Genomic DNA, 26,051 nt, shown 5'->3' on the forward strand with positions numbered 1-26,051 from the left:
GGCTAACGCACCGGCAATGCCATCGCATCGCCTTCCACGCATGCCACCAGGCGCTCGCCTTCGGTGAGTGTCGGCACGATGCCTGCGGTGAACTGCGAGAACGCCGGCAGGATGGTCACGCGCTCGCGTAACCAGAACGCAGGCCAGCGCCGTGCCAGCCCCGGCAGCTTGGCCAGTGGATGCAGGTGCCCGCACAGCACATGGCCGGTGCGGTGTGGCAATGGGTCGTGGCGCAGCACGAACGGGCCATCTTCGACCTGTTCGCCGGCCGCTTCGATATGCAACTGCGCACCTGCCAGTGCGCGGTCGTGATTGCCGCGGATGGCGATCACGCGCAACGCGCAGTGTTGCTCGCGCCATGCGCTCCAGCGCCGATGCCAGGCGGCGCGCGGTGCCGGGCCATGCAGCAGGTCGCCCAGGATCCACAGCGCATCGACCTGGCGTTGGGCGAGCAACCCATCCAGCCGCTCCAGATCGTGCGCGGTGCCGCCGGCCGGCAAGCCGATGCCGGCACGCCGGAAGACATCGGCCTTGCCCAGGTGCAGGTCGGCGATCAACAACGCGCGCTGTGCCGGGCGATACAAGGCACGTTCGCCGAGCAATTCCACGGTTTCGCCGGCCAGCTGCAGCTGCACGCTATCGCCCATGCTTGCGCTCCAGTTGTTCGGCAGCGCGCAACACGCGCGCCTTCCAGTCTTCGGTACTCAGTTGCCCACGCACGCGTTCGGCCCATAGCGGAAACGACAACGGGGTGAGGCTGCGCGGCTTGCACAGGCGCAATTCGCGGCGGGCGCAGTCTTCCAGGGCATGCGCAAGCCGTGCCAGTTCGAGTTGGCCTTCGAACACTTCGCGCTCGGCCTGGGCGAGCAGCAGATGGTCGGGGTCGAAGCGCTGCAACACGTCGTACAGCAAGCCGCTGGAGGCCTGCAGCTGACGCAGGCTGCGCGGCGCACGCCCAGGCAACGAGGGCGACAACAACCCGGCCACGCGCGCGATCTCGCGGAACTGCCGGCGCGCCAGCTCGCCCAGATTGAGGCTGTCGCGCAGATCGTCGAACAGGGCCACTGGCGACAACAAGCTCTGCAGCACATCGGCATCGATTTCGACGTCCTGCGCCGGCGACAGCACAAAGCCATAGTCGTTGGCAGCGAAGCTGAAGGTATTGCGCTGGCGTCGGCCCCAACGTGCGGCAAGCAACGCGGCCAGGCCTTCGTTGACCTGCCGGCCGGCGAACGGGTACACGAACACATGCCGGCCATCGCGCGCCTTGATGCTTTCCACCAGCAGATGGTCCGGCCCCGGCAACGAAGAGAGCGAGGCCTGCAACTGCAATAACGGCGCCAAGGCCTGCATCTCCGGCGCATCGCCAGGGTCGGCGAAGACCGCTTCCACCTCGCGCCCCAAGGCCGACGACAGCGGCATGCGCCCTCCCATCCATTTGGGCACCACGCCGCTGCCGCCCTTGGCCACGCGCACGTAGGCGGTCATGTCTTCCAGCCGCACCAGCTCCAGCAGGCGGCCGGCAAACTGGAAGCGGTCGCCGCGGCGCAGGCGGCCGATGAATTGTTCTTCCACCGCGCCCAGCCGCCCGCCGCGCAGGAACTGCACGCGCACGCTGCCATCGCTGGTGATGGTGCCGATGGACAATCGGTGCCGCAGCGCGACGCGCCGGTCGATCACCCGGTACACGCCGTCGTCGTCGCGCACCACCTTGTGGAAATCCGGGTAATGCGCCAGGGCGCTGCCGCCTTGCACGATGAAATCCAGCACTGCGTTCCAGGTGGTTTTTTCCAGCGCAGCGAATGCATCGGTGCCGCGTACTTCGTCGAATAAGGCGTCGGCCTGAAAGCCGCCGCCGAGGGCGAGGGTGACGCAGTGCTGCGCCAGCACGTCCAGCGATAACCGCGGCGGCGGCCGCGCTTCGATATGGCCGTGCACCAGCGCGCGGCGTGCTGCGGCGTATTCCACCAGTTCCAGCGCATGCGAGGGCACGCACACCACGTGGCCGGATTCGCCGGGGCGGTGACGCGCGCGCCCGGCGCGCTGCAGCAGCCGGGCAATGCCTTTCGGGCTACCGACCTGCAACACCTGATCCACCGCCGGAAAATCCACGCCCAGATCCAGGCTGGAGGTGGCCACCACGCAACGCAGGCTGCCGTCGGCCAGCCCGCGCTCGGCGGCTGCGCGCAGCGATGGATCCAGCGAGCCGTGATGCAGTGCAAGCGTGGCCAGGTCTTCGGGCCATACCGCACTCAAGGCCTGATGCCACAACTCCGCCTGCGCACGGGTATTGGTAAACACCAGGCTGGTGCGCTGCTGCATGATCTTTTGCAGCACGCGCGCCAGTTGTGCCAGACCAAGATGGCCCGCCCACGGGAACCGCTCGCCACTTTCCGGTAGCAGCGTTTCCAAGGTCATCGTGCGCGGTTTGACGCCGGACACCAGTGCCGCGTCGGGGCGATGCGGCAGCAGTACATCGCGGGCCTGCGACAAATTACCCAGCGTTGCCGACAGCCCCCAGATGCGCAGCTGCGGCGCCCAGCCGCGCAGGCGCGCAAGGCACAGTTGCAGCAGCACACCGCGTTTGTTGCCGAGCAGCTCATGCCATTCGTCGACGATCACGCAGCGCAGCGCCGACAGCTGTGGCGCGGTGTCCGGATACGACAGCAGCAAGGCCAGCGATTCGGGCGTGGTGACCAGCACATCGAGCTTGCCGCTGCGTGCCAGGCGCTTGTCACGCGCGCTGGCATCGCCGGTGCGCAGGCCTACCTGCCAATCCAGCCCCAACCCCTCCACCGGCTCGCGCAGCGCGCGTGCGGTGTCGGCGGCCAGTGCGCGCAACGGCGTGATCCACAACACCTGTAGATTGCGTTGCTGCTGGCGCCGCGCAGGTGAAGCAGGTTTGCCCTGTTTTACCGCAGAGCTGCGCCCGCGTGCGGCCAATGCTTCCAGCAGCGGCCCGCCGAACGCTGCGAGCGTCTTGCCGCTGCCGGTGGGCGTGTGCAGCAAGCCGGATTCGCCAGCGAGATAGCGCTTCCACACATCGCGTTGAAACGGCAACGGCGCCCAGCCGCGCTGCGCGAACCAGTCGCGCCACTGCTGCAATGGCGTGCCGCGTGCGTGCTGCGCCGCCGTCACCGCGCCAGTGCCTGCAGGCTGCTCAGGTGATCGGCTTCGGCCATCGGCTTGTCCTGACGCCAGCGCAGGATGCGTGGGAAGCGCACCGCAATACCGGATTTGTGCCGTGCGCTACGGTTCACCGCTTCAAACCCCAGCTCGAAGACATGATGCGCGGTGACCGCGCGCACCGGGCCGAACCGCTCGGTGGTGTTGGCACGAATCCAGCGATCCAGCTGCAGAATTTCCCTGTCGTCCAGGCCCGAATACGCCTTGGCGATGGGCACCAGCTGTCCTTCATGCCACAGCCCGAAGGTGTAGTCGGTGTAGAGCGTGCTGCGCCGGCCGTGGCCGGCTTGCGCGTACAGCAACACCGCATCGATGGTGAGCGGGTCGATCTTCCACTTCCACCAATCGCCGCGACGGCGGCCGGCCTGATACACCGAGTTGGCGCGCTTGAGCATCAGCCCTTCCACGCCGCGTTCGCGCGCTTCCACGCGCACCTGCGCTGCGGCCTGCCAATCGCTCACCTGCACCAGCGGCGAGGCGACAATGCGCGGGTCGGCAAGCGTGGTCAGCACGCCTTCCAGCAATGCGCGTCGCTCCTGCAGCGGGCGCTCGCGCAGGTCCTCGCCACCCAGTTCCAGCAGGTCGTAGGCCACCACGCGCGCCGGTGCGGCGGCCAGTGTCTTGGGCCCGGGCTTGAGCCGCTGGATGCGCGTCTGCAAGGCGGTGAATGGCATCGGCAAGGACTGCTCCGGTTGCCAGGCCAGCAGCTCGCCATCGATGACGGTGCCGTCCGGCAACTGCAGCGCGGCGTGTTCGATCTCGGGAAAGCGGCCATCCAGGCGTTCTTCGCCGCGCGACCACAGCGCCGCCTCGCCCGCGCGGCGAATCAGCTGCAGGCGAATGCCGTCCCATTTCCATTCCAGCAGCCAGTCGCCGAGGGCGCCCAGCGTTTGCACCTCGGCTTCCAGCGGCGAGGCGAGGAAGAACGGGTAGGGCTGCTGGCGATCGCCGGGCAGTTCTTCGTGGGTCAACAACTGCGCCAGATAGGTCGGATGCGGCCGCCAACTGCCGAGCATGCGCTGCGCGATGCGCGCGATATCCACGCCCGACAACTCGGCCAGCGCCTGCTGCACGAGCCGCTGCGACACGCCGACCCGCAACGCGCCGGTGAGCAGCTTGTTGAACACCAGGCGCTGGTCGAAGGCCAGGCTGCGCCAGGCCTGCACGATGCAGGCCTGGCGCACAGCGACATCTTGATTTGCGATCGGTAACAGGCGCTGTTCGATCCACTCGGCCAATGGCAGATCGGCCGCTTCGGTGAGCGGGTCGTCCAGCAGCAAGGCCAAGGTTTCGGCCAGATCGCCGACATGGTCGTAGCTGTCGGCCACCAGCCAATCGGCAATGCCGGCGGTGTCGGTAATCCACTCACGCAGTTCGCCGCTGCTGGCGATACGCATGCGCGCGCTGGCCACCTTGCCACCGGCGAGCAGATACAGCGCCCAGGCCGCATCCAGCGCCGGCGCATCGCGGAAATACGCCACCAGCGCGGCGCGCTTGTCGAGCGTGCCGGTGCTGCGGTCCAGGGTGCGGTACAACGCGGCGAAGCGCTTCACTGCAGCGCCTGCGGCGTTGTGCACTTGCCGGCTGCACGCAGCTGCAGTGCGCGGCGGGTAAATGCAGCGAGCACGCGTGGGCGCCGCTGCAGCCGCGGCGGGCCGATGGTGGCTGCCGGTGCGTTGCGATGCACGCAAAACGCCAGTGCATGGCGGCGGAAAACGAGCGCACCGCTCAAGCGACTGCGCGGGCGCGCGCGGACATAACGGCGTGCGGGCAACGGGTTCATTCCTCGGCTCCGAAGTCGGTGCGGAAGGCTTCCGCTGCGACGCCGCGTTCCCGCAGATGCTGGATCAACGCATCGGTATTGCCATGGGTGGCGATCACGCGTTGCGCGCCGGTGTCTTCGATGGTGCGCAGCAGGTCCGGCCAGTCGGCGTGGTCGGAGACGACGAAGCCACGGTCGTAATTGCGCCGCCGGCGATTGCCGCGGATGCGCATCCAACCGGACGCGAAGCCCTGTTGCGCGCTGCGGAACCGGCGGATCCAGGCGCTACCGGCCGCCGATGGCGGTGCGATGACCAACTGCCCGGCATAGTCGGCGCAGCGCGCATGCTCGCTGACCGGTTGCGTTTCCAGCATCGGGATGCCGGCCTGCCGATAGACCTCCACGCCCACCGCGACTGCCCCGTGCAGCAGTGCCGGCTGCGTTTCCCAGGCGCGCAATTCGGCCAGCACGCGTTGCGCCTTGCCCAGGGCATAGCAGTACAGAATGGCCGCTTCGCCGCGCTCGGCGCATTCGCGGCGCCAGGCGGAAATATCGGCAGCGACGTCTGCGGTGTCCGGCCAGCGATAGACCGGCAGGCCGAAGGTCGCCTCGGTGATGAAGGTGTCGCACGGCACCACTTCGAATGGCTTGCAGGTGGGGTCGGGCTGGCGCTTGTAATCGCCGGAGGCCACCCAGACTTCGCCATCCACTTCGATGCGCACCTGCGCCGACCCCAGCACGTGGCCGGCCGGATGCAGCGACACGCGCGCACGCCCAAGCTGGAACGCTTCGCCGTCGGCGTGCGTGTGATAGACCTGCTCGCCCAGGCGCCATTGCAGGATCGACAGGCTTTCGTGCGTGCAGTGGTATTCGCCCATACCGCCGCGGGCGTGGTCGCCGTGCCCATGGGTGATCACCGCACGCGGCACTGGCCGCCACGGGTCGATATGGAAGTCGCCCTGCGGGCAGTACAGGCCCTCAGGCCCAAGCACCACCAGGTCGCCGCGTGTGTGAGAGGTGTCGTCGTTGCCGTTGCGCATGTGGCAACTCTGAGCAAGCCGGTGTGCAGATCCTGAGAATGGGAATGGCGTGCATCGGCGCGTGCGTGCGGCACGTGCTAATCGGCTGCCGTTGCAGATCGTGCGCGCGCGCTACACGCGGATTGACGGAGCGCTGCACCTGCCACGCGCAGCGCCTTCAAGCCAGCGGGAGACTTGCTTCCCATCGGAAACAGCCGGTAACACCCGGCAAGCAGATATCTGGGCAAGCTGCAGACCAACTAATCCGCGCGAATCCCCAATCCCGAATCCCGTCCAACCCACCACCACCTAATGCCGCGTACGCCGCCCAGGCGAGCGCACCGCAGTGGCTTCCACTGCCAGGGTGAAGCCGCGTTCTTCGCCGCCGTGCATCGCGCCGACATCGACCACGTGGCGGCGGATCTCTTCGCCTTTGCCGTTACGCACCACCACCACCACGGTGTATTCCCATGGATCGCCATCGGCCGGGTGGCGGATGGTGCCGTCGACCTTGAGCGGCACGATCGGCGCCGGCTGCGCGTGTTGCACCGCTGCCGAATCGAAGCGCAGGTGGTGCTTGCAGGCAGGGCAAACGCTGGCGCTTTCCAGGATCGTTGCCTTGCAATGCGGGCAGCTGCGCGTGGCGCCGGGCGTGCCCGGGCGGGGCGCACTCATGTGGCGTCGCTGTCTCCGCTGATCACCGGCTTGCTGGCAGTGGCCGGCTTGCCGCCCTCATCGCCCCAGCCGAAATCGGCCTGGCCGCGCATGCGCGCACCCGATGCCACCGTGAGACTGCCGGCCTTGACGTCGCCCACCAGCACGCCGGAGGTCTGCAGTTCGACTTGCGCGGCCGATTCGATATTGCCTTCCAGCTCGCCGGCGATGATCACCTTGTTGGCGCGCACGCCGCCATTGAGCTTGGCGCCGCGTTCGATGGTCAGGTCGCCCTTGACGTTGACATCGCCCTTGAAGCGGCCGGCCAGACGCACATGGCCGGCGCCTTCGATCTTGCCTTCGATGCTGATGTCGGCGGCGATCAGCGACTCTTTCGCCTCGCTGCTGCGCTGCGGGGCCGCTGCGGCCGGCGTGGTGCTGGACGGGGCAGGGGCGGGCACCGGCGGCGCCGGGCTGGCCTCGGCAGTGAACAACCGGCCATCGGCAGCGGGGACCTCGGGTGCTGCCGGAACGACGTCTTTCTTGTTGGGACCTTGATCGCGCCACATCGACATCGGACTGCCTCGCTTTAGGGGTCGAGGCCGACTATCGCCGCGCGACTGGATCTTTTGTGTGACGAACTCCGCAATCCGCGATGGACGGTATGCGTGCTCAGTCCACTGCGCCCGCGCCAGCCCCATGTCGCTCGATCCGATTACGCCCGGCGTGCTTGGCGCGATACAGCGCTGCATCGGCTTTCTGGATCAGGCTGGCGCCCTGTTCGCCATCGGCCGGGAAGCTGGCCACGCCGATCGAAGCAGTCACGTTCGGCAGCGAGCGCGCACCGTCGCTGACCGCCAGCGCGGCGATATGGCCGCGGATCTCCTCGGCCACGCGCAGCGCTTCTTCGCCGTCGGCCTCGGGCAGGATCACGGTGAATTCTTCGCCGCCATAGCGGCAGGCCACGTCTTCGGCACGCAGACGGGTCAGCAGCAATTCGCCCACCGCCGCCAGCAACAGGTCGCCGCCGGCATGGCCCTGGCTGTCGTTGAACTGTTTGAAATGGTCCACGTCCAGCATCAAGACCGACAACGGCAGGCCGCGCCGCGCGCAACGCGCCAGCTCGTGGCTGAGCGATTCTTCCAGATAGCGGCGGTTATACAGACCGGTCAACGCATCGCGGATCGATTGCCGGCGCAGCGATTCGCGCAGGCGCAGGTTGCTCAATGCCAGCGACAACTGCTCGGCCGCCGCCTCGGCAATCTCCAATCGCGGCATCGGCCCAGTGCCGGGGCAGGACAGAAACAGAAAACCCAGCTGGGTGCCTTGCGCCGCCATCGGCAGGCATGCCGTGGTGACGGACGTACCGCGCGCGGGTTCTTCGATATGCGCGCACAGCGCATCCCGGCCCAGGTCTTCGATGATGTGCGGCTGGCCGCGGCGCAGCGCCCAGCAGTGTTCCGGCAGCAGGTGCGGCGCGCTTTGCACCAGCGGCTCGCCCCAGTGGCTGATGGCCTCGGCACGGTCCTGCGAGGCACGCAGCAGGTACACGCTGCCGGCCACGCCCGGCAGCAAGCTGGCCAGGGTGCGGCTGCTCACCAGCAATGCTTCTTCGGCGCTGATGCAGCTCTGCAGCAGGCCGGTGTAGCGGCTGAGCAGATTGAGATCGGCGGTACTGCGTTGCAGCGTTGCAGCGCGCCGATGCTGTCGCCCAGATCGCGGTTGGCCTGCGCGGCCAGCCGCTCGGCTCGCCCGCGGTGGCGCAGTTCGCGCATCAACAGCGCATAGACCATGCCCACCACCACCAGCCCGAACGGAATGCCGGCCAGTGCGAGCGCAAGCAACAGGTTGGCGCTTTGGCGGCTGCTTTCAGCACGTTGCGCCAGCAGTTCCTGTTCGCGCTGCACCATGCTCAACGCCTGTTCGCGGATCGCGCTGGTGGTGCGGAAGGCGCTCTGCCGGATGGTGGCGCGTGCCGGCTCCAGCCCGCGTTGTGCATAGATGTCGAGCACCTGCTGAATCTGCTGCAGGCGCGTTTCCACCAGCCGTTGCAGCTGCGCAAGATGCTGTTCCTGCGCGGGGTTATCGACGATCAGGCGGCGCAGGTTGTCGAGCAGGATCGGCAGACGTTCGACACTGGTCTGGTAGTCCAGCAGGTAGGCGTCGTTACCGGTGAGCAGGAAGCCGCGCTGCGCCGACTCGGCGTCCAGCACGCGCGCATGGATTTCGTCGACCCGGCCGATCACCTCATGCGTGTGCGAGACCAGTGCGGCATCGGCAAGCGAGCGCCGGGCGCCGACGAAGATGCCGATCCCGATGGCGACAAAGATCAGGGCAGAGAAAACCAGCGCCAGCTGGTTGCGGCGGCGCGCGGTAAAAGAAGAGGGCATGTGCGAATGCTAGCCTGCCGGGCTCGACAACACGAGCCGGCGGCCGGCAGATGCGAACGCGCCGGCGTGTGGCCGGCGCGTTGCGGGATGCTTTAGCAGGCGTATCGGCTCAGTGTTGCGGGTGCTCGGCGTCGTGCTTGTCGGCGTTCTGTTCGGCCTTGTTGGCCATTTCGCGGGTCTTGTCGGCGGTGGCATCGGCGGCGTTGGCAGTCGCGCGGCTGGCGTCTGCGGCCAGTTCGCGTGCGGCAACGCGGGCATCGGCGGTTGCGGCCTTGGCCTGCACGGCGGCGCGGTCGGCGGCTTGCTCAGTCGCGGCGGCGGCGTGCCTGGCGGCAGAAGCGGCATCGCGGCGTGCCTGCTCGGCATCCGGGCCCTGACAGGCGGCAAGGGAAAGTGCGGCGATGGCGCTCAATGCCAGCATGCGGATCGTCTTCATGGGTGGTCCTGTTCCGGTGTTGGAAAGCGGAGCTTATGCACGGGCCGATGCAGTCTGCGTCAATGCGCGGCCGGCCATTCAGCCGCCGGGTGGACAGACACGGTCTTTGGTCTTGCCAAGGGTGTTGCCGGCAGCTGCGAGGGGTAGCGCCCGAATCGAAGGCAAAGAAAAAGCCGCTGGAGACCAGCGGCTTTTTCCGAACTCGCTTGGAGTCAAGAAGTGATTACTTCTTGGCTTCTTCGGCGGTGTCCTTAGCAGCTTCGGCGGTGTTTTCAGCCGTCTTGGCAGCGTCGGCAGCCTGCTCAGCAGCAGCGTCGGTCGCGGCGCCGGAAGCAGCCTGGGCAGCGTCAGCAGCGGTGTCAGCCGAAGCAGCAGCGGTGTTGGCAGCAGCCTGAGCGGCGTCAGCCGACTGCGAGCCCGAGGCAGCAGCCTGGTCGGCAGCGGTCTGAGCGTCGGCAGCAGCTTCGTTAGCCGAAGCAGCAGCGTCCTGAGCCTGTTCCGGCTTCGAGCAAGCGGTCAGGGCCAGGCCCAGCGCCATTGCGATCAGCAGCTTGTTGATGGTCATTGTTTCAATCCTCGTCGTTAGATTAGGCAACGCGCTATTGCGCGCCCCCGACATGATGACGGCCACAAGACTAGTGTCAAGCGTACGCGCATTCAGCTTTGCAAAATCGACGTTAAAAACAATTAAATCAATTCGATAGCGATAGCGGTCGCCTCGCCGCCGCCGATGCACAGCGTCGCGACCCCGCGCTTGCCTCCGCGGCTGCGCAACGCGTTCACCAATGTCACTACCAGCCGCGCACCGGAAGCGCCGAGGGGATGACCCAAGGCGCAGGCGCCACCGTGCACGTTGACCTTGTCGTGCGCGATGCCCAGTTCCTTGATCGGCACCATCGGCACCACGGCGAAGGCTTCATTGATTTCAAACAGGTCCACCTCGTCCAACTGCCAGCCGATCTTGCCGACCAGCGACTGGATCGCCGATACCGGTGCGGTGGTGAACCATTCGGGCTCCTGAGAGTGAGTGACGTGGCCGACGATGCGTGCCAACGGCGTCACGCCGCGGCGTTGGGCATCGTCTGCGCGCATCAGCACGGTGATCGCCGCGCCGTCGGAAATGCTCGACGAACTGGCGGCAGTGACGGTGCCGTCCTTCTTGAAGGCCGGCTTCAGCGTCGGGATCTTGGCCACATCGGATTTGCCCGGCTGCTCGTCGCTGTCGACGACGACCGCGCCCTTGCGCGTGGTCACCGTGAACGGGACGATTTCATCGGCGAATGCGCCACTGCGCTGCGCGGCCTGCGCGCGTTCCACCGAGGCGATGGCGAAGGCGTCCTGATCGGCGCGGCTGAAGCCGAACTTTTCCGCCGTGGCCTCGCCGAACACGCCCATGGCCTGGCCGTCGTACGGGTTGGTCAGGCCATCCCAGGCCATGTGATCGACCGCCTGGAAGTTGCCGTAGCGGTTGCCGGTGCGCGAGTTGGGCAACAGATGCGGCGCATTGCTCATCGACTCCATGCCGCCGGCCACCACGATGCTGGCCGAGCCGGCCTTGATCAGGTCGTGGCCGAACATGATCGCCTTCATGCCCGAGCCGCACACCTTGTTGATGGTGGTGGCGCCGGTCGAGTTGGGAATGCCTGCGGCGATCGCGGCCTGACGCGCCGGCGCCTGGCCGAGATTGGCCGGCAGCACGCAGCCGACGATGACTTCGGACACATCGGCCGGTGCGATGCCCGATTGCGCGAGCGCGCCTTCGATCGCGGCGGCAGCGAGTGTCGGCGCCGGCACTCCGTTGAATTGGCCGAGGAACGAGCCGATGGCAGTACGTTTTGCAGCAACGATGACGATGTCGGACATGAGCAGATACCGTTTAAAGTGAAACGATTATCTGCCTGATGGCTGCCCTGCGCCAGCGCATGGCGTCCCTGCGCGCGCTTTGCGCTTAAAGTAAGCAAAGCGTTATTCGGGCCCGATCGGGCCCTATCCATGGAATGGGTTCGGGGACCACACGGATGAAGAGGAAAGACGTCGCCAGGACCGTCCTGGCCTCGGCGCTGGCCGTTGCGTTGACCGCCTGCGGCGGTTTCCAATGCCTGCGGCGTGGCGATGCGCTATTGCCTGGTTGCGCCGGGCACCTCGCTGTTCATCGACCCCGATGCCACGGCCAGCAACATCGGTTACTTCTATGAACCTGTTCACGATCTTCGCAGATCAGTGCAGACTATGCGGATGCGCCAAAAGACCTATCCGAGTGACATGAGCCGGGAGCAGTTCGCACACGTGCTGCCGATCCTGGAACAAGCGCGCAAGCGCACCAAGCCACGCCGTGTGGATTTATATGAGGTGTGGTGCGCAGTGTTGTACGTGCTGCGAACCGGTTGCCAATGGCGAGCGCTACCCAGCGACTTTCCGAAGTGGCGGACCGTGCACTCGTACTTTGCCAAGTGGAGCGAGTGCGACGATGAGGGGGTGAGCCTGCTGGAGCGGGCGCTCAAAAAATCAGGTTGGCGTGGCCCGCGTGAGACAGGGGCGCAACGCTTGCACCAGGTTCTTGATCGTGGACGCGCAGAGCGTCAAGAACACGGACACAGCTGGGCAAAAGGGGTATGACGCAGGCAAGAAGGTGTCGGGCATCAAACGGCATATCGCTGTTGATAGTCAGGGGTTGCCCCACGCAATCGCGGTGACGACGGCGGAGGTGACCGACCGCAAAGGTGCGCTGCAGGCGTTGGAGCGCTGTCAGTCAAACCTGACGCTTGTACAAAGCTTACTGTGCGACGGCGGTTACACCGGAGTACCGTTTGCCAGCGGCGCGCGAGAGATTTTAGGCGAGCAGCTCACGGTGCAGATTGCCAAGCGCAGCGAACTGCACACCTTCAAGGTCATGCCCAAGCGATGGATTGTCGAGCGTAGTTTTGCTTGGCTGGAGAAGAACCGAAGGCTATGGAAGAACTGCGAGCGCAAACTCAACACCAGCCTGCAGTTCATCCATTTGGCCTTCTTGGCACTGTTACTCAGAAGATTGTGAACAGGTTCTATGACAGCGGCACCTCATTCGCGGCGCCGCTGGTGTCCGGTGCGGCGGCGCTGGTGTGGCAGGCATTTCCGTATTTCAACAATGATCTGGTGCGGCAGACCTTGCTGGGCACCGCCACCGATCTGGGGGCTGCGGGGGTCGATGCGACATTCGGCTATGGCTTGCTCAATGTGGGCAAGGCGGTGCTGGGGCCGGCGCGTTTCGATTGGGGCACAGTGGATGTCGACGTCACGACCTTGCGTTCGACCTGGGCCAACGACATCAGTGGCACCGGCGGCCTGACCAAGCGTGGTACCGGCACGCTGCTCCTGAGCAGTAACGCCAATAGCTTTACCGGCGAGACCCAGGTGCTCGGCGGCACCTTGCAGACCGCCAGCCTGCAGAGTGCGCGTGTGAGCATCGCCAATGGGGCGAGTCTGGTCGGTGCTGGCACCCTCGGCAGGCAGGTCGATAACGCCGGCACGCTGCAGGTCAATGGCGCAACGGCGTCCATTACCGGCAATTACACCCAAGCCAGCAACGGACGCCTGGCAGTGAACGTTGGCGACCGTTTGAACGTTGCGGGCACCGCGACCATTGCAGGCGACCTGCAATTGCTTGGGCGGCGCGATTACGTCGTCAACACCACCGCCTACGCAGTCCTGCAAGCGACCAACGGCCTGCAAGGGACGTTCGATACGCTGAGCAGCGGGCCGGCAGTGACCTTTCTGACCGCCACGCGCAGCTACGACGCCAACACTGCGTATGTCTCGCTGCAACGCATGGATGTCACCGCGGTCGCCGCCTCGTTGGGCGCGATCGGCACCGTATCGATGGAATCGGCAATCCGGGTCGAGCAGGCGTTCCAGCAGGTGGATGCGCAACAGTTCCAGGGTAATGGCGCGATCAGCGGCGGCTTCATTCGCGCGGCGGCGGCCTTGCAGCAATCGCCGACCGCAAAGGCGGCAGCCGATTCGCTGCGCAGCCTGTCCGGTCGTGCGCATGCCGAATCTGCCGCGATGACCTTCGACACCATCGATCTGGGCCGCCGCGCGCTGGCGTCGCATTTCGATGGCGTGTCGCAGCAACCGCGGCTGCTGGGCAACTGGCAGCGCGCGCTTGGCGGGCCGGGCGAGGGCGGTGCGACCACGTCGGGCTTTGCCACTTCCGGCTGGATGATGGGCAACGATCTGCGCCTGGCCTCCGGTGCAGTTACCGGGTTTGCATTCGGCGAAACGCGCTCCAGCAGCCTGGGCGAGCTGGACGGTGCGCGCGGGCGCGATCGTCAGGTGCAGGCGCAGCTGTACTGGGGCACGAGGTTGGGTGCCGCTTACACGCTGGGCCAGGTGGGTTTGGGCAACGTCAACCGGCAGATCGAGCGCACCCTGCAACTGGGCGAAGACCGCAGCAGCGCCCTTCAGCGACTACAGCGGCAGTTACCTCAGCGGCAATCTGGAAACCGGCTATCGCTGGGGCGGTGCGCACGCAAGCCTGACGCCATATATGGGCCTGGATTACGTGCGCTTGCGCAGCGATGGTTTCCGCGAAAGCGGTGGCGATGGCTTCGGCTTGCGTGCCAATGCAAGCACGTCGTCGCGCACGCAGGCGCTGGCCGGTGTGCGTTCGGCGTATCGCTGGCGCGGCATCCAGTTGGGCAGTTATGCCGAGTGGCGGCAGGCGCTGAGCAGCGAAGGTTTGATGCTGGACGCCAGCTTCACCGGCGTGGATGCTTGGGCGCCGCTGCGTGGCATGCAGCCGGCACGGTCGGGGGGGCTGTTCGGGTTCACTGCCGCGGCACCGTTGGGCCAGCAGGGCCAGCTGCGTTTCGGCTACGACCAGCGGGTGGGCGAGCGCGGCGACGAGCGCGCGCTGAGCCTGCGTTACAGCGCCGATTTCTGATCGGCGCCTTGCCCGTTTGATGCAGGTTTTCCCTGTCCAGGCAACGCGCCTGGACAGCGGCTTCACTCACCGCGCAGCTTGTGCAGAAAGCGCGGTGCAGTGCGGCCCAGCGGCAGTTTGAGCTTGCTGATGGCTTCGATGCGCGCTTCGGCAATCTGATCGGCCGCCTGCTGCGGCGAGACGCCCAGCTGGGTGGACAGGTCGAACACCTTTTCCAGGTTGTGATAGATGCTGCGGATCAGCCGCATTGCGCGTTCGCGGTTGTAGCCATCGATCTCCAGCGACACATTCATCACCCCGCCGGCATTGACCACGTAATCGGGCGCATACAGGATGCCGCGCCGATGCAGCTCTTCGCCGATGGAGGCGCTGGCGAGCTGGTTGTTGGCCGTGCCGCAGATGATCTTGGCCTTGAGCTGCGGCAGGGTGTTTTCATTGATGGCGCCTTCCAGCGCGCAGGGGGCGAACACGTCGGCCGCCACCTGATGGATCTCATCCGGGCGCACCGCTTCTGCGCCGTATTCGGCCACCGCGCGGTCCACCAGTGCCTGGTTCAGATCGGCCACGTAGAGTTTCGCGCCGCGTTCCTTGAGCAGCTTCACCAGCTCCATGCCGATGTGGCCCAGGCCCTGGATCGCGATGCTGGCCTTGCCGACTTCTTCGTGCCCGAGCTTGCGATTGAGCGAGGCCATCAAGGCCTGCAACGCGCCATAGGCGGTGAACGGTGCCGGGTCGCCGGAGCCGCGATGCACCTGGTGCACGCCGGTGACGTACTCGCTCTCCAGGTAGATCTGTTCCATGTCGTTGACGTCGGTACCCACGTCCTCGGAGGTGATGTAGCGCCCGCCCAGGGTGTCGACAAACCGCCCGAAGGCGCGGAACAGCGCCTCGCTCTTGTCGGTCTTGGGGTCGCCGATGATCACCGCCTTGCCGCCGCCGACATTCAGGCCGGCCAGGGCGTTCTTGTAGGTCATGGTGCGGCTCAAGCGCAGCGCGTCGTTGAGCGCCGCCTCGCTGTTGGGGTAGGTGCGCATGCGCACGCCGCCCAACGCTGGCCCAAGACGCGTGCTGTGCAAGGCGATGATGGCCTTGAGCCCGGCGTCGCGGTTGTGACAGAAAATCACCTGCTCGTGGCCGGTGGTATCGAGGGTTTCGAAAAGCATCGAAGGCTCCGCTGGGCTGCGTGATGTGCCTTCCCTGAGGCCGGGTCTGGACCCGTGCAGTGGGAAACAAAAAACGCGCCGTTTGCAGACCCTGTCCGATCACGTCGCGCTGCAACATTTTAAACCACGCCGGCAGGGGGTTGTGCATGAATCTGTTCACCAATCCCGATAGCGCTGCTGCCGAAACCACAGCGTTCCCAACCATTTACTGCCGTCCGTCACCGGCAGGCCCGCGTGCAGCGAAGCGGCATCGGGGCGGCCATCGGCATGCAGGTTGTCGAAGCACACCAGCGCGCCGGCGCGCGGCTGCACGCGAACACCGGCCAGCGGAAAGTCGGTTGCGCCGCCGGTAACGACGTCGTTTAGATAGACGCAGACGGTGCGTTGGCGGTTGCCGGCAGCGGGGCGGTCGGCGGCGATCGTGCCGGGCGGCAGATAGTCGCGGTGTGCGCGGTACTGCTCGCCGGGCGCATAGCACAGCACCGAAAGCGGCTCTGCGTGGGCCAACGGCAGCTGCGCACAGGCGGCCAGCCGCGCCTGCGCTGCACGTGCGGCGAAGTCTTCGATGATCGGATCAAGCGTCGCGCCACGGCTGGTGCGGACCGGCGCGCGCTGCGTGCTGGCATCGTTGGGGTCAATCACCTGGGAGGCACGCAGATGCGGCCGCGCCACCAGCATCAACAGGCGGCATTCGTCTGCCGACAGCACGCCCGTGCGTTCTTCGATGTGCGGTGTGGCGTGGCGCCGAACCGGGGCGTTGCGAGGCGCGAAATCGATGCGGTGATCGGCAGGGTCGCCTGGCGGGTCTGGCGGTGCAATGCGCACCTCGGGCGGCGCGATTAGGCCCACTGTCTGCAGCTGCCGAAACAACTGCGCGGCGGCCTCGGGTTGGGCCGGCACGCCTTCGCCGCGCAGCAGGCGCTCGGCCAATAGTGCGGCAGACATGGCATCACCGGCTGCCGCAGCGCGTTCGAGCAGGGCGACGCACTGCCGTTGCCGATCCGGATGCGCCACCCGCCCATGCTGGATCGCGATGGCGCGCAGCGCAGGCGGGTAGTCGGCAACTGCTGCCGCCTGCAGCCGATTGAACGCCACAGCGTCCAGCGTCGGCGGTTGCTCTCCAACCACCAGGGTTGCCAGCAGGTACTGCGCAGCCACTGCGCCCTGCCGCTCGGCCTGCTCCCACTGCACACGCGCCTGGCCGACGTCCACCTCGCAGCCGACCCCATAGGCGCGCATGCGGCCCATTTCGACCTGCGCCAGCGCATCGCCTGCAGCCGCGCTGCGCGAATACCAGGCCACTGCTTCTTCGGGCTGGCCGGCACGCACCAGCGCTTGGGCCAGCGCATTGATCGCGGCGGGGTGCCCGCCTTGGGCGGCGCGGGTGAGGTCGGCAAGAGAGGATGGCTGCATGCACGCATCCTAAGCGCGGCTGACATACGTGGCGAGCGGTCGTCAGCAGGGTGCAGACGGCGCGGAGGAACCGCAGTGTACGAGTGGTACGTGCCGCACCAAGCGCCGGCGGCGCCCCGCATGGCGGTGAGCGCGGTCGTCTTTTTTTGCCGCTTGGCCTCGACCGTGCGCTGCGCGATCAGCTGTCGGCAGACAGGGCCAGCTGGGTCAGATACAGGCGCAGGTCGAACTCCAGCTGGTGGTAGTCCGGGGTCATGTGGTTGCAGAGCTGGTAGAAGGCCTTGTTGTGATCGGCTTCTTTCAGATGCGCCAGTTCGTGCGCCACGATCATCTGCAGGAATGGTTCCGGCGCGTCGCGAAACACCGATGCGATGCGGATCTCGCGGCTGGCCTTCAAGCGGCCGCCGTGCACGCGCGAAATCGCCGTATGCGTGCCCAGCGCATGCTTCACCACCTGCAGATGGTTGTCGTACATCGCCTTGTGCAAGGTGGGCGATGAGCGCATGTAGCGCTCCTTCGTTGCCTTGACGTACTCGTAGAGATGGCGGTCGGTGCGGATGGCGTGCCGGTCCGGATAACGCCGTGCCAGCACGCTGGCAAGTTTGTCCTGTGCGATCAGTTCGCGCACCTGATCCAGAACGGCAGGCGGATAGCCGGTGAGGTAACGAAGAGTGTCCATGGCGATCGGTCGCGGCGAAGCATGCATGATCGCCGATGCACCACCTGCTGGCGAATCGGTGGGCGCAAGGCCGCGAATATGTGGCCGATCGCGCCTGGATGCTGCGCGTCGATGCATCGCAAACGCGAGATCTTCTGCAGTGGCGTTTCGATGGATAAGGTATTGCCCGACGCTACGCGAGCAGGGAGTTCCAGTTTTCGGTAGGTGATGGACAGCGCGGTGTCGATCGTTGATGACTTCTCCACACAGCGTATGTCTGCATGTTGCCGCGGCCCTGGCCTGCTGAACGCAACGCACGTGTTGCAGCGTGTGTCAGGCGTATTCACGAATGCGGCACATCCGGATGGGTAGCGTGCAGCGCATGTTTTGCGGCGTTGCGTCGCAAGCACACGATCGAACAACGGCACGGTGCCGATTAGGAGACAACATCATGATCAAGTGGGCGATTATTTTTGCCATCATCGGGTTGATTGCCGGTGCGCTGGGCTTTGGCGGTATGGCAGGCGCTGCGATGGGGATTGCCAAGTTCCTGTTCTGGGCCGGCATCATTATTGCCATCGTCCTGTTCGTGCTGGGCATGACGATTGCCAAGAAAGTCACCTGACGCGCAGCGTGCAGGCAGGCGCAGCGTTGCCGGCCTGCATCACCCGTCATGGAAAGAGCGGCCAGTGGCCGCTCTTTTTTGTTGCGTAAATCAGCACGACAAGCACGTCAGCTGCAGACGATCTCAAGCGTGAGCCGCGCGCAATCCAGACGTTGCACTCAGACGCCGGTAGTGTCGGCAGTGGTATGCAGGGCGATGTTGAGCTGATCGATGGTCACGATCCAGTCGGCATCGTCGAGGCGTTCTTCACGCAATAGCTGGGACTGCGCAGGCGTCCAGAAAGGCGCCTCTTCCAGGCGCATCTCGCCCGGCAGCGGAGAGTGCTCGGCGATGAAGTCGCGGATGCTGGCTTCGTCGGAGGGCAAGCCCAACTGGGCGAACAGTTCTGAGAACGGGTGGACGGGTTGTTCCATTGCAGAATCCTCGAGAGTGCGGATGACTGAGAGCCTGGTCAGCTGCCGTAAGTACCGGCAGCTGACAGTGGCTTGAATGCTAGAGCACCCGGTTTGAGCGTACTGTGCACGTGCGGCTTGGATTTGCCTGCGCCAATGACCATATCCATTCCCTGACCAGTGAGGTGTGGCAATCATGGCGACCGGATGGGCGGGTGATGGGGCGGTGCAGGACCAGATCGACGCCACCGTCGACGATGCGATCAAGCGTGCGCGTAGCCAGCTGCACCAAGGCCCGAGCCTGACGCACTGCGAGGACTGCGAGGCACCGATTCCCGAGGCGCGCCGCAAGGCCGTGCCCGGCGTGCATCTGTGCGTGAACTGCCAGGAAGCGCACGACCTGGAACAGGCGGCGCAAGGTGGGTACAACCGGCGCGGCAGCAAGGACAGTCAGCTGCGTTGAGCGGTCAGGTGTTTGCGCGGGTGCCAAGGCGCGTTGCGCAGTGCTGCGCGTCTGAACGAAAGCGGCATCGCCATCCCAGCCGGCGTCGCAGCGGTGTCTGCGGTGTGCACATGCATCACAGCGTGCCTGCGTCACCATCATTACGCTTCGCCAGCGGTGAACCCACAAGTGTCGCCAGCGCCTTGTCGGCTGCGCCTAATTGGCGTTGAAGCTGCTGGTCTCGCGCCAGCGACGCGTCGTGCGCTGGAAAAACAGACTATTAGGGACCTGTAAGACGCTGCCAGCGTGGTCGCCGGTTTCTTCCAGCGTGGTGTAGATCACATTGATATCGATCACGCGGCCTTTCAGGCCCGGCTTGTCGCCACCTTCGAGCAACTCGATGTGATCGTGCAGCCGAAACGGGCGCGTGGTGATGATCAGGAACGTGCAGAAGATATTGGATAGCACACTCCATGCAGCGAAGAACGCGACGGCGCCGACGGCTGCAAACCCCGTGAATGCGGTCCACAAGGTGTCTGCTCTGACGCCGATGACCCGGAGTGCCATCAACAAGGCGCTGACCGAAATGATGAAGCTGCCGACGCGGCGAATGCCGATCGTCATTTCGGCGGGCACGCTGTAACGCGTACACAAGCGCCGCAGCAGTTGCCGGAGCAGCAGTCGTGCCAACGCGGCAATGGCCAGGATCAACACGATCTTGACCGTCGGCACCGCAACGGCCAGCCATTCCGGATTCCAGTGGGGCAGCAGGCTGCGGATCATGGCGGGCAACGCATCGGACGCGGACATCACATCATGCAGAGTCGAAGGGGACATTCATTGTAACGGGGCGGCCGCTGCGCTGTAGGTGCGCAGGGTGAATGCGCGCTCATCTGCGAAGGCAGGCAATGCGGTGTTTTGCCTGCGATCAGAGCGCGCAAGTGTGCGGGCGCGTGGTGGTGGATCAGGTTGGCGTGGTCTTCCGTGCGCACGGTACGCCGTGGCAGTGCGCGATGCGCTGGGCCGCACGGTCGCCGCGCGTCAGGAACCGGCGCGACGTCGTCAGCAACACATCGCCCTGGACGCCGCGTGACGGAGTGCCGCAAATCGGTGCAATGTGCCTGCAGCGCAGACCTCAGGCGTTGCGGCGTGGAAGGCATTGCCGCAGTTCGGTTTTTCAAAGCATGCTGGGCACCTGGCTGCACCGTCTGGCCGTCAACCCTCACTGATGGACTTCCGTGCGTGCTCTGCATCCAGCGAGCACGTCGTCGACGCTGCCGATGGCGACATGCCCGCGGCAATTGCCGGCGCCAGTGGCTGCCAGTCGATCCACATGGATCTGGAGCGCGCACTGGAAATGCTGCCGCCGCGTGCGCGCGCCGTGCTGGTGCTGCACGACATCGAAGGCTGGAAACATCATGAAATTGCCGAGCAATTGCAGATGGCGGTCGGCGCTTCCAAGGCACCCCTGCATCGCGCACGCGGTTGCTGCGCGCGCGGCTTGGAGAAACCGCATGAATCACACACGGCACGATCGCGAGCAGGAAGACGACAGCGCTCTGCTCGCGCAGGTGCAGGCACTGTCGCCGCAACGCCAGCCACCGGCGCAAGTGTGGGAGCGCATTGCGCCGGCATTGACGGCGCGCTCCAGCGTGGTGGCGTTGACGCCAACCCACCGGCGCGCCTGGTTGCTGCCGGCAGCGGGGCTGGCGCTGGCTGCTGCAGCGGCAGTGGTTGCCATCGCACCCGGGATCGATCGGCAGGCGCAGCCGCTCGCAACGCAGTCGGCACTGGTGGCGCAGGCGCCAGTCATGTCTGGGCATTACCAGCAGGCCATGGCCGAGGTGCCGGTAAAGCAGGTGCCCGCCGATCTGCTGCCGGCACTCGATGAGCTGGATCGCAGCGCGCAGGCCATCCACACCGCCATCGCACAGACCCCGCGCTCGGCATTTCCGTTGTCGCAGCTGCAACGCACCTACGCCAAGCGGCCGCAATTGACCCGCCTTGCATGAGAAGGCGAGGCGTCCTTTCCAATCTGAGGAGCCATTCCATGCGCCATGCCCATCTTTCCGTGTTGCTGCGGGCCGCGTTCTGCGCTGCACCCGCAGCGGCGCAAAGCGCGGTCAAGCAGAGTCATCCGTTGGCGCGCGGCGCACGCGTGGAGTTGGAGAACATCGCCGGCAGCATCCGCGTGCGCGGCTGGGATCGCGAATTGACCGGCAGCCTGGGCGACGGCCAGCGCCTGCAGGTGGACGAAAGCGCCAACCGGCTGCAATTCGAGGTGATCTACCCGCGCAACAGCCGCAACAGCTAAGGGTGCCAAACTGGAGTTGCGGGTGCCGCGCGGTGCATTGCTGCAGGTGGATGCGGTGAGCGCATCGGTGGATGTGGCTCAGGTCGATCTGGCGCGCCTGCAACTCAAATCGGTCAGCGGCGACGTGGTCGCTGCCGGGCGAGCCAAGGAGGCGCAGCTGACACGGCGAGTGCGCAGCCGCCAGGCCGGCGGTGCTTGGAATCGGCATCGATCACGCGTGCTGCGTGACGTCCGCGCCGCGCAACTGGCTGCTCACTCCGTGTGAGCCATCGTTCCAACGCCTAAAACAAACGTGCCACCTTGCGGTGGCACGTCGGTACAACCTAGCGGCAATACGCAACAGTGACGAACGACATTGTGATGCGGTGGCCAGTGCAATCGGCGGGTATTTCGACTTCACACCCGCCTGGCGGCCATGCGCAGTGCTGCTAGCTGGCTCAAGCGATCTTGTCGCCGTCGTTGCGCGCGGGGCCGAAGTTGGTGGTGAGCACTTCGATCCGGCCGCCGGTCTTGCGGAACGCGGCAATGTCGGCAGCGATGCGCTCACGACTGAGCGGCTGCGACTTGCCTTCGCTGCGAGCGATGCTGGGCTGGGATTTCTGCTTGGTCGCGGGACGTGCCATGTGGCCTCCTGTAGCGGGGAAGTGCGGTGACACCGCGTGCGGCTAGGGTGGCGCGCGCAGAAGCGGTGTCGAGAGTGCGATGGCGTTCGGTGCGCAATCGCGGTGACACGGCGGGCGTGCCATGCAGACAAGACGGCGGGGCGTCGAGCAGCAACCGCGCATTATAGAGGGTGAGCCGCCCGGTGTGTTAACCGTCCGACGGACGGGGGCCCTGCGCGGCCGCCCACGCCAGGCCCTGGACCACGCCGAAGGAGGGGTCGCCATGCACCAGCCGCGATTCCGGGAACGCCGCAGCCACGGTGTCGCGGATATAGCCGGCGCGCGACATGCCACCGGTCAGGAACACCGTGGCCGGTGCGGCAGCCATGTCGGCACGCACCTGCGCCAGCAGTGCTTCCAGTTCCCCAAGATAGTTGGAAGCAGACGCAACCAGCGCGTCGGCCTGCACGTCCACGCGCAAGCCGCGCTCGATGAAGTCCAGGGCGGCCTGATGCTGGTCGAGCTCGCTGAGTGCGATCTTGCAGGCCTCCACGCCGCGGTACAGGCGCGCGGTGTTGCCAGTGTCCTGCAAGGCCTGCAGGCGCTTGTCGAAGGGGGCTGGGACGTCCTGATATTTGTGCAGACGGAATTCGCGCTGGCGGGTCATGTCCTGCACCATCGCCGCCTCCACGTAATGGTGGGTCGGCACGCGGGTGATGCCGCGGCCGAACAGCGGCATGTAGGCGGCCAGGCTCAGCGCCAGATCGATATCGGTACCGCCGCGCGCGATGCCCCAGGCACGGTGCACCTGCGGCGCAGCGCTGCCGCCGACGCTGGCATGCGCAACATCGGTGGTGCCGCCGCCGATATCCACCACCACGGTGTCGTGGCGGCTGTCGTGGCTGACGTGGTAATGCATCGCGGCCGCTGCGGGTTCTTCGAGAAAATCCACGCTGTCGAAGCCGGCGGCGATTGCGGCGGTTTGCAGGATCTCCAGCGCCTGCGCGTTGCCGGCTTCGCCGATCGAGCTGCGGAACTGCACCGGGCGGCCCAGGGTGGCGCTGCGGATGTTGATGTCGAACTGGCGCGAAGCCGTCAGCCGAATATGCTCCAGCACGTGCGTGGCGATGCCGGTGATGGTCTGGCGCGCGCGCGGATGCAGGTTGTAGCCCAGCATCGATTTGGGGCTTTGCACCAGGCTGCCTTCGCCTTCGAGAAAATACGCATCCAGCGCCTCGTCGCCGTAAACCGCGTTCTGCAGCAAGGCGGCCGAGCTGCGCGGCTCGCGCACCTGTTCTTCCATCCATTGCCGCCGCACGATGCGAATCGCGTCGCGGCGCAGGCTGTCGTTGTTGGGCGTGCGGCCGGCGGCCACTGCGTCGCGGCGGCCGGAGTCGACCAGCCGCTCCACCTCGTATTCCAGCGCCGGTGTGAGGCTGAAATCGTCCGGGTCGCGCATGGTGTCGGGGAAATACACCGTGGTGCGGAACTGCAAGGCCTCGCCGAAGCGCACCGGCACCACTTGCCCATCAACGATCGCCGCGGCGGCGGAATTGCTGGTACCGAAGTCGATGCCGAGTTTCATGCGGACGGGCCTGGAGAGCGGGCCGCGCACTTTACTACGGCTGCCGCATCCGTCGTCGAGACCGGCTACGCCGCTTGCGCTTTTACCGAAGCGCGGCGTGCCTGCGCCGCAGCTAGCAAAGCGTGCGGCGCGCGCCGGGTCAGGCGGCGATGTCGGCTACGTGACCGTCGTCGAGTTCTTCGCTGGTGGCTTCGCGCACTGCCACCACTTCCACCGCGAAGTGCAGGGTCTGCCCGGCCAGCGGGTGATTGCCGTCCACGGTGACTTGCTCGGGGCCGACCTCGGTCACGGTGACCAGCACGGGACCCTGCTGGGTGCGCGCTTCGAACTGCACGCCGGGCACTACCTCGACATCGGTTGGGAACGCGTCGCGCGGTACGTGCTGGATCAACTGCTCATGGCGCGGCCCATAGCCCTGTTCGGGTGCCACGTCGGCGGTGAGTGTTTCGCCCAGGTGCTTGCCTTCCAGTGCTTTCTCCAGGCCCGGCACGATGTTGCCGGCGCCATGCAGATAGCTCAGCGGCGCGTCGGGCGCGGAGCGGTCGAGCACCTGGCCGCTGTCGTCGGAAAGGGTGTAGTGAATGGTCGCAACGCGACCCTGGCTGATTTCCATTGGAAACCTCCATGACGGGTGATCTAGGGGAATGCATCGGCTACTTCACGATGCGAAGAGATGCTGCACGCACACCGTAGGCAATCGCACTGGATCATGCAACCGCAGCAGGGATTGCGGTTGAAGCGAGGATCAGCTTGGTGGAATGCGTGTCACGAACGCGCGCAGTGGATGGACGCGTCAGCACAGTGAAGGGTTCGAATGCGCTGCGGCTACGCTCGTATTCTCAAGCGCTAGCGTATTTGCTGCCTGACCATGCGAGGCCGAATTTGCCCAGACCAACGCGTGTGCATACCGCACCTACATGCACGCACACGCTGTCGCGTTGCTCAGTCCGTCTGTGCGCCACGCTCGATCTGCGCGCGCCGCGCACGCCAGGTTTCCGGGGTTTGCGGCTTGATGAACAGGGCAGTGAGTTCGGGATGCTGCTGTTTGGCAGCAGCTTCGATCCGCCCGACACAGGCCTCGATCTGCGGCGTGGTGCGGCTGTCTTCGAACTCGGCGCTCAATGCGGCAACGACCTGGCTGGGGCCCAGCTGCATGGTGAGCACGCCATTGGCCGCACGCACGTCCGGGTCGCCGGCGGCGATGCGCAGCAACGAGTCGGTGACATGCGCATGCGCCGGTTCGCCGATCAGCAGGCCCTTGGTTTCGCGCGCCAGCAGGAAGGCGGTAAACGCCAGCACGCCGGCAATGCCGATCGAGGCGATGCCATCGAGTTCGGGCATGTCCAACAGTTGCGCACCGGCCAGGCCGAGCAGCGCCATGAACAGGCCGATCAAGGCGGCACTGTCTTCCAGCAACACGGTGAAGGTGCTGGGGTCCTTGCTTTGGCGAAACGCCTGGAAATAGCCCATGCGGCCTTTCTTGGCGCGAAATTCGCGCAGCGCCACTACCCACGAAATGCCTTCGAACACGATCGACACGCCAAGCACGATGTAGGCGATCAGATGGCTCTTGGCCGGCTCCGGGTTGCGCAGATGCACGATCCCTTCGTATAGCGACACGCCGGCGCCCATCGCAAACACCAGGAGCGCGACGATGAAACTCCAGAAATACAACTCGCGCCCGTAGCCGAACGGATGGGTGGGCGTGGGCGGCTGCGCGGCGCGGCGCAAGCCGTACAACAACAGCACTTCGTTGACGGTGTCCACCAGCGAATGCACGCCTTCGCTGAGCATGGCCGAGCTGCCGGAAATGCCGGCGGCAATGAACTTGGCCACGGCAATGGCCAGATTGCCGGCCAGCGCCACATACACCACCAGATGCGAGCCTTTGGGCTTGCCTGGGCCATTGCCGGGAGCGGCGGGGCCGGCAGCTTCGGCGTTGGCGGCGCCTGACGTGGCGGGCGGGGAAGTGGGCACTGGCTGATTGGACATGCGCGATCTGCGGGGCATTCGACAAGCGCCGCACTATCGCGCCGTGGCCGTGCCGGGTGCGTGATCGCGCGGCCGGGCGGCTACAATCCACACCCGCTTCGATCAAGGAATTGCATGTCCACCGTCCCTGCCTGTCCGCACTGCGGACTGGACAACACCTATGCCGATGGCGCGCTGTCGATCTGCGCAGACTGCGGCTTCGAATGGAGCGCAGGCGAGGCCGCCGCGAACACGACGGTGGTGCGCGACAGCAACGGCAATGTGTTGCAGGCCGGCGATACGGTGACCGTGATCAAGGACCTGAAGGTCAAGGGCTCCTCGATCCCGCTCAAGCAGGGCACGGTGATCCGCAATATCCGCCTGGTCGAAGACGATGCCGAGCACATCGAAGGCAACTCGGAAAAGATCAAGGGCCTGGTGTTGAAGACCTGTTTCCTGCGCAAGGCGTAAGACAGCTGCGGCGATGGAAATGCCGCATGCCGCATGCCGCGTGTGTA

26 protein-coding genes, 1 other RNA gene and 3 pseudogenes are annotated in these 26,051 nt (G+C 65.8%); 9 read left to right on the forward strand and 21 right to left on the reverse strand.

What is annotated here, in order from left to right:
- Nucleotides 1-2: 2 nt before the first annotated feature.
- The 11 genes and pseudogenes from pdeM to M3O59_RS06720 all read right to left on the reverse strand — a co-directional run bounded on the left by pdeM (nucleotide 3) and on the right by M3O59_RS06720 (nucleotide 11,310).
- Nucleotides 3-647: a ligase-associated DNA damage response endonuclease PdeM gene (pdeM, locus tag M3O59_RS06670; protein WP_116904740.1), complete on the reverse strand. Its 645-nt coding sequence runs from the start codon at nucleotides 645-647 to the stop codon at nucleotides 3-5.
- On the reverse strand, nucleotides 637-3,138 hold the full coding sequence (locus M3O59_RS06675) for a ligase-associated DNA damage response DEXH box helicase (RefSeq protein WP_116904741.1): 2,502 nt from the start codon (nucleotides 3,136-3,138) through the stop codon (nucleotides 637-639). The genes pdeM and M3O59_RS06675 overlap by 11 nt, the downstream gene beginning before the upstream one ends.
- On the reverse strand, nucleotides 3,135-4,739 hold the full coding sequence (locus M3O59_RS06680; protein WP_249046843.1) for an ATP-dependent DNA ligase: 1,605 nt from the start codon (nucleotides 4,737-4,739) through the stop codon (nucleotides 3,135-3,137). The genes M3O59_RS06675 and M3O59_RS06680 overlap by 4 nt, the downstream gene beginning before the upstream one ends.
- Nucleotides 4,736-4,969, reverse strand: a complete 234-nt coding sequence (locus tag M3O59_RS06685; RefSeq protein ID WP_064631351.1) for a hypothetical protein — start codon at nucleotides 4,967-4,969, stop codon at nucleotides 4,736-4,738. Before M3O59_RS06685 ends, M3O59_RS06680 begins: the two co-directional genes overlap by 4 nt.
- Nucleotides 4,966-5,988 (reverse strand): ligase-associated DNA damage response exonuclease, encoded by a 1,023-nt coding sequence (locus tag M3O59_RS06690; protein ID WP_249046823.1) that lies wholly within the window; start codon nucleotides 5,986-5,988, stop codon nucleotides 4,966-4,968. The genes M3O59_RS06685 and M3O59_RS06690 overlap by 4 nt, the downstream gene beginning before the upstream one ends.
- A 288-nt stretch (nucleotides 5,989-6,276) precedes the next feature.
- Entirely contained in the window at nucleotides 6,277-6,642 is a 366-nt protein-coding gene (locus tag M3O59_RS06695) for a hypothetical protein (protein WP_116904744.1), read from the reverse strand.
- A complete protein-coding gene (locus M3O59_RS06700; protein ID WP_116904745.1) occupies nucleotides 6,639-7,196 on the reverse strand; it encodes a bactofilin family protein in 558 nt (185 codons plus the stop codon). Before M3O59_RS06700 ends, M3O59_RS06695 begins: the two co-directional genes overlap by 4 nt.
- 97 nt (nucleotides 7,197-7,293) lie before the next feature.
- A pseudogene (locus M3O59_RS06705) lies at nucleotides 7,294-9,011 on the reverse strand (diguanylate cyclase).
- 109 nt (nucleotides 9,012-9,120) lie between these two features.
- The gene (locus tag M3O59_RS06710) at nucleotides 9,121-9,447 is read right to left on the reverse strand and encodes a hypothetical protein (protein WP_064631361.1); all 327 of its coding nucleotides are present in this window, start codon (nucleotides 9,445-9,447) and stop codon (nucleotides 9,121-9,123) included.
- Nucleotides 9,448-9,670: 223 nt separating this feature from the next.
- A complete protein-coding gene (locus tag M3O59_RS06715; protein WP_016904096.1) occupies nucleotides 9,671-10,012 on the reverse strand; it encodes a hypothetical protein in 342 nt (113 codons plus the stop codon).
- A gap of 122 nt (nucleotides 10,013-10,134) precedes the next feature.
- Entirely contained in the window at nucleotides 10,135-11,310 is a 1,176-nt protein-coding gene (locus M3O59_RS06720) for a thiolase family protein (RefSeq protein ID WP_064631363.1), read from the reverse strand.
- Between the two features lie 372 nt (nucleotides 11,311-11,682).
- Between M3O59_RS06720 and M3O59_RS06725 the strand changes: the two genes are divergently transcribed.
- Both M3O59_RS06725 and M3O59_RS06730 read left to right on the forward strand, forming a co-directional pair.
- Nucleotides 11,683-12,481 (forward strand): IS5 family transposase gene (locus M3O59_RS06725; RefSeq protein ID WP_373419007.1). Its coding sequence is split into 2 segments (ribosomal slippage): nucleotides 11,683-11,954 and nucleotides 11,953-12,481, totalling 801 coding nucleotides; the frame shifts between segments, so codons are not numbered across the junction.
- A pseudogene (locus M3O59_RS06730) lies at nucleotides 12,478-14,368 on the forward strand (autotransporter domain-containing protein); the annotation flags it as partial. The gene M3O59_RS06725 and the pseudogene M3O59_RS06730, both read left to right, overlap by 4 nt.
- A gap of 62 nt (nucleotides 14,369-14,430) precedes the next feature.
- On the opposite strand, the gene M3O59_RS06735 reads toward M3O59_RS06730, so the two are convergent.
- The 4 genes from M3O59_RS06735 to M3O59_RS06750 form a co-directional block, all read right to left on the reverse strand.
- The gene (locus tag M3O59_RS06735; protein ID WP_116906408.1) at nucleotides 14,431-15,531 is read right to left on the reverse strand and encodes a Glu/Leu/Phe/Val dehydrogenase dimerization domain-containing protein; all 1,101 of its coding nucleotides are present in this window, start codon (nucleotides 15,529-15,531) and stop codon (nucleotides 14,431-14,433) included.
- Nucleotides 15,532-15,687: 156 nt separating this feature from the next.
- Nucleotides 15,688-16,944: a 2OG-Fe(II) oxygenase gene (locus M3O59_RS06740; protein WP_147308537.1), complete on the reverse strand. Its 1,257-nt coding sequence runs from the start codon at nucleotides 16,942-16,944 to the stop codon at nucleotides 15,688-15,690.
- A 17-nt stretch (nucleotides 16,945-16,961) separates the two neighbouring features.
- Nucleotides 16,962-17,036: non-coding RNA, sX9 sRNA (locus M3O59_RS06745), on the reverse strand.
- Nucleotides 17,037-17,122: 86 nt separating this feature from the next.
- The gene (locus M3O59_RS06750) at nucleotides 17,123-17,650 is read right to left on the reverse strand and encodes a M48 family metallopeptidase (protein WP_064631369.1); all 528 of its coding nucleotides are present in this window, start codon (nucleotides 17,648-17,650) and stop codon (nucleotides 17,123-17,125) included.
- Nucleotides 17,651-18,053: 403 nt separating this feature from the next.
- On the opposite strand from M3O59_RS06750, the gene M3O59_RS06755 reads away from it, so the two are divergent.
- Nucleotides 18,054-18,227, forward strand: coding sequence for a DUF1328 domain-containing protein (locus M3O59_RS06755; protein ID WP_003489471.1), 174 nt, complete (start codon nucleotides 18,054-18,056; stop codon nucleotides 18,225-18,227).
- Between the two features lie 158 nt (nucleotides 18,228-18,385).
- Here M3O59_RS06755 and M3O59_RS06760 read toward each other — a convergent pair whose 3' ends face one another.
- Entirely contained in the window at nucleotides 18,386-18,640 is a 255-nt protein-coding gene (locus tag M3O59_RS06760; protein ID WP_064631371.1) for a DUF2789 domain-containing protein, read from the reverse strand.
- 175 nt (nucleotides 18,641-18,815) lie between these two features.
- On the opposite strand from M3O59_RS06760, the gene M3O59_RS06765 reads away from it, so the two are divergent.
- Nucleotides 18,816-19,082 (forward strand): DksA/TraR family C4-type zinc finger protein, encoded by a 267-nt coding sequence (locus tag M3O59_RS06765; protein WP_064631373.1) that lies wholly within the window; start codon nucleotides 18,816-18,818, stop codon nucleotides 19,080-19,082.
- A gap of 195 nt (nucleotides 19,083-19,277) precedes the next feature.
- Here M3O59_RS06765 and M3O59_RS06770 read toward each other — a convergent pair whose 3' ends face one another.
- On the reverse strand, nucleotides 19,278-19,871 hold the full coding sequence (locus M3O59_RS06770) for a mechanosensitive ion channel family protein (RefSeq protein WP_064631375.1): 594 nt from the start codon (nucleotides 19,869-19,871) through the stop codon (nucleotides 19,278-19,280).
- A gap of 337 nt (nucleotides 19,872-20,208) precedes the next feature.
- Between M3O59_RS06770 and M3O59_RS06775 the strand changes: the two are divergent.
- From M3O59_RS06775 to M3O59_RS06790, 4 genes and pseudogenes are all read left to right on the forward strand, one after another.
- Nucleotides 20,209-20,579 (forward strand): annotated as a pseudogene (locus M3O59_RS06775) (RNA polymerase sigma factor); the annotation flags it as partial.
- Nucleotides 20,576-21,073 carry a hypothetical protein gene (locus tag M3O59_RS06780; protein ID WP_064631379.1) on the forward strand — a complete coding sequence of 166 codons (498 nt, stop codon included), beginning with the start codon at nucleotides 20,576-20,578 and terminating at the stop codon, nucleotides 21,071-21,073. The pseudogene M3O59_RS06775 and the gene M3O59_RS06780, both read left to right, overlap by 4 nt.
- A 38-nt stretch (nucleotides 21,074-21,111) precedes the next feature.
- Nucleotides 21,112-21,375 (forward strand): hypothetical protein, encoded by a 264-nt coding sequence (locus tag M3O59_RS06785; RefSeq protein WP_116906407.1) that lies wholly within the window; start codon nucleotides 21,112-21,114, stop codon nucleotides 21,373-21,375.
- 22 nt (nucleotides 21,376-21,397) lie between these two features.
- Nucleotides 21,398-21,640, forward strand: coding sequence for a hypothetical protein (locus tag M3O59_RS06790; RefSeq protein ID WP_116906406.1), 243 nt, complete (start codon nucleotides 21,398-21,400; stop codon nucleotides 21,638-21,640).
- 172 nt (nucleotides 21,641-21,812) lie between these two features.
- On the opposite strand, the gene M3O59_RS06795 is transcribed toward M3O59_RS06790, so the two are convergent.
- The 4 genes from M3O59_RS06795 to M3O59_RS06810 form a co-directional block, all read right to left on the reverse strand.
- Nucleotides 21,813-21,998, reverse strand: coding sequence for a hypothetical protein (locus M3O59_RS06795; RefSeq protein WP_010366034.1), 186 nt, complete (start codon nucleotides 21,996-21,998; stop codon nucleotides 21,813-21,815).
- A 187-nt stretch (nucleotides 21,999-22,185) separates the two neighbouring features.
- Nucleotides 22,186-23,562, reverse strand: coding sequence for an Hsp70 family protein (locus M3O59_RS06800; RefSeq protein WP_064631381.1), 1,377 nt, complete (start codon nucleotides 23,560-23,562; stop codon nucleotides 22,186-22,188).
- A 139-nt stretch (nucleotides 23,563-23,701) separates the two neighbouring features.
- Nucleotides 23,702-24,175: an FKBP-type peptidyl-prolyl cis-trans isomerase gene (locus M3O59_RS06805; protein ID WP_064631383.1), complete on the reverse strand. Its 474-nt coding sequence runs from the start codon at nucleotides 24,173-24,175 to the stop codon at nucleotides 23,702-23,704.
- Between the two features lie 329 nt (nucleotides 24,176-24,504).
- The gene (locus M3O59_RS06810; protein ID WP_147308535.1) at nucleotides 24,505-25,554 is read right to left on the reverse strand and encodes a cation diffusion facilitator family transporter; all 1,050 of its coding nucleotides are present in this window, start codon (nucleotides 25,552-25,554) and stop codon (nucleotides 24,505-24,507) included.
- Between the two features lie 114 nt (nucleotides 25,555-25,668).
- Between M3O59_RS06810 and M3O59_RS06815 the strand changes: the two genes are divergently transcribed.
- On the forward strand, nucleotides 25,669-26,004 hold the full coding sequence (locus tag M3O59_RS06815) for a zinc ribbon domain-containing protein YjdM (RefSeq protein ID WP_064631387.1): 336 nt from the start codon (nucleotides 25,669-25,671) through the stop codon (nucleotides 26,002-26,004).
- Nucleotides 26,005-26,051 lie beyond the last annotated feature (47 nt).

Source organism: Xanthomonas nasturtii (assembly GCF_023337365.3).
Classification (GTDB): Bacteria; Pseudomonadota; Gammaproteobacteria; order Xanthomonadales; family Xanthomonadaceae; genus Xanthomonas; species Xanthomonas nasturtii.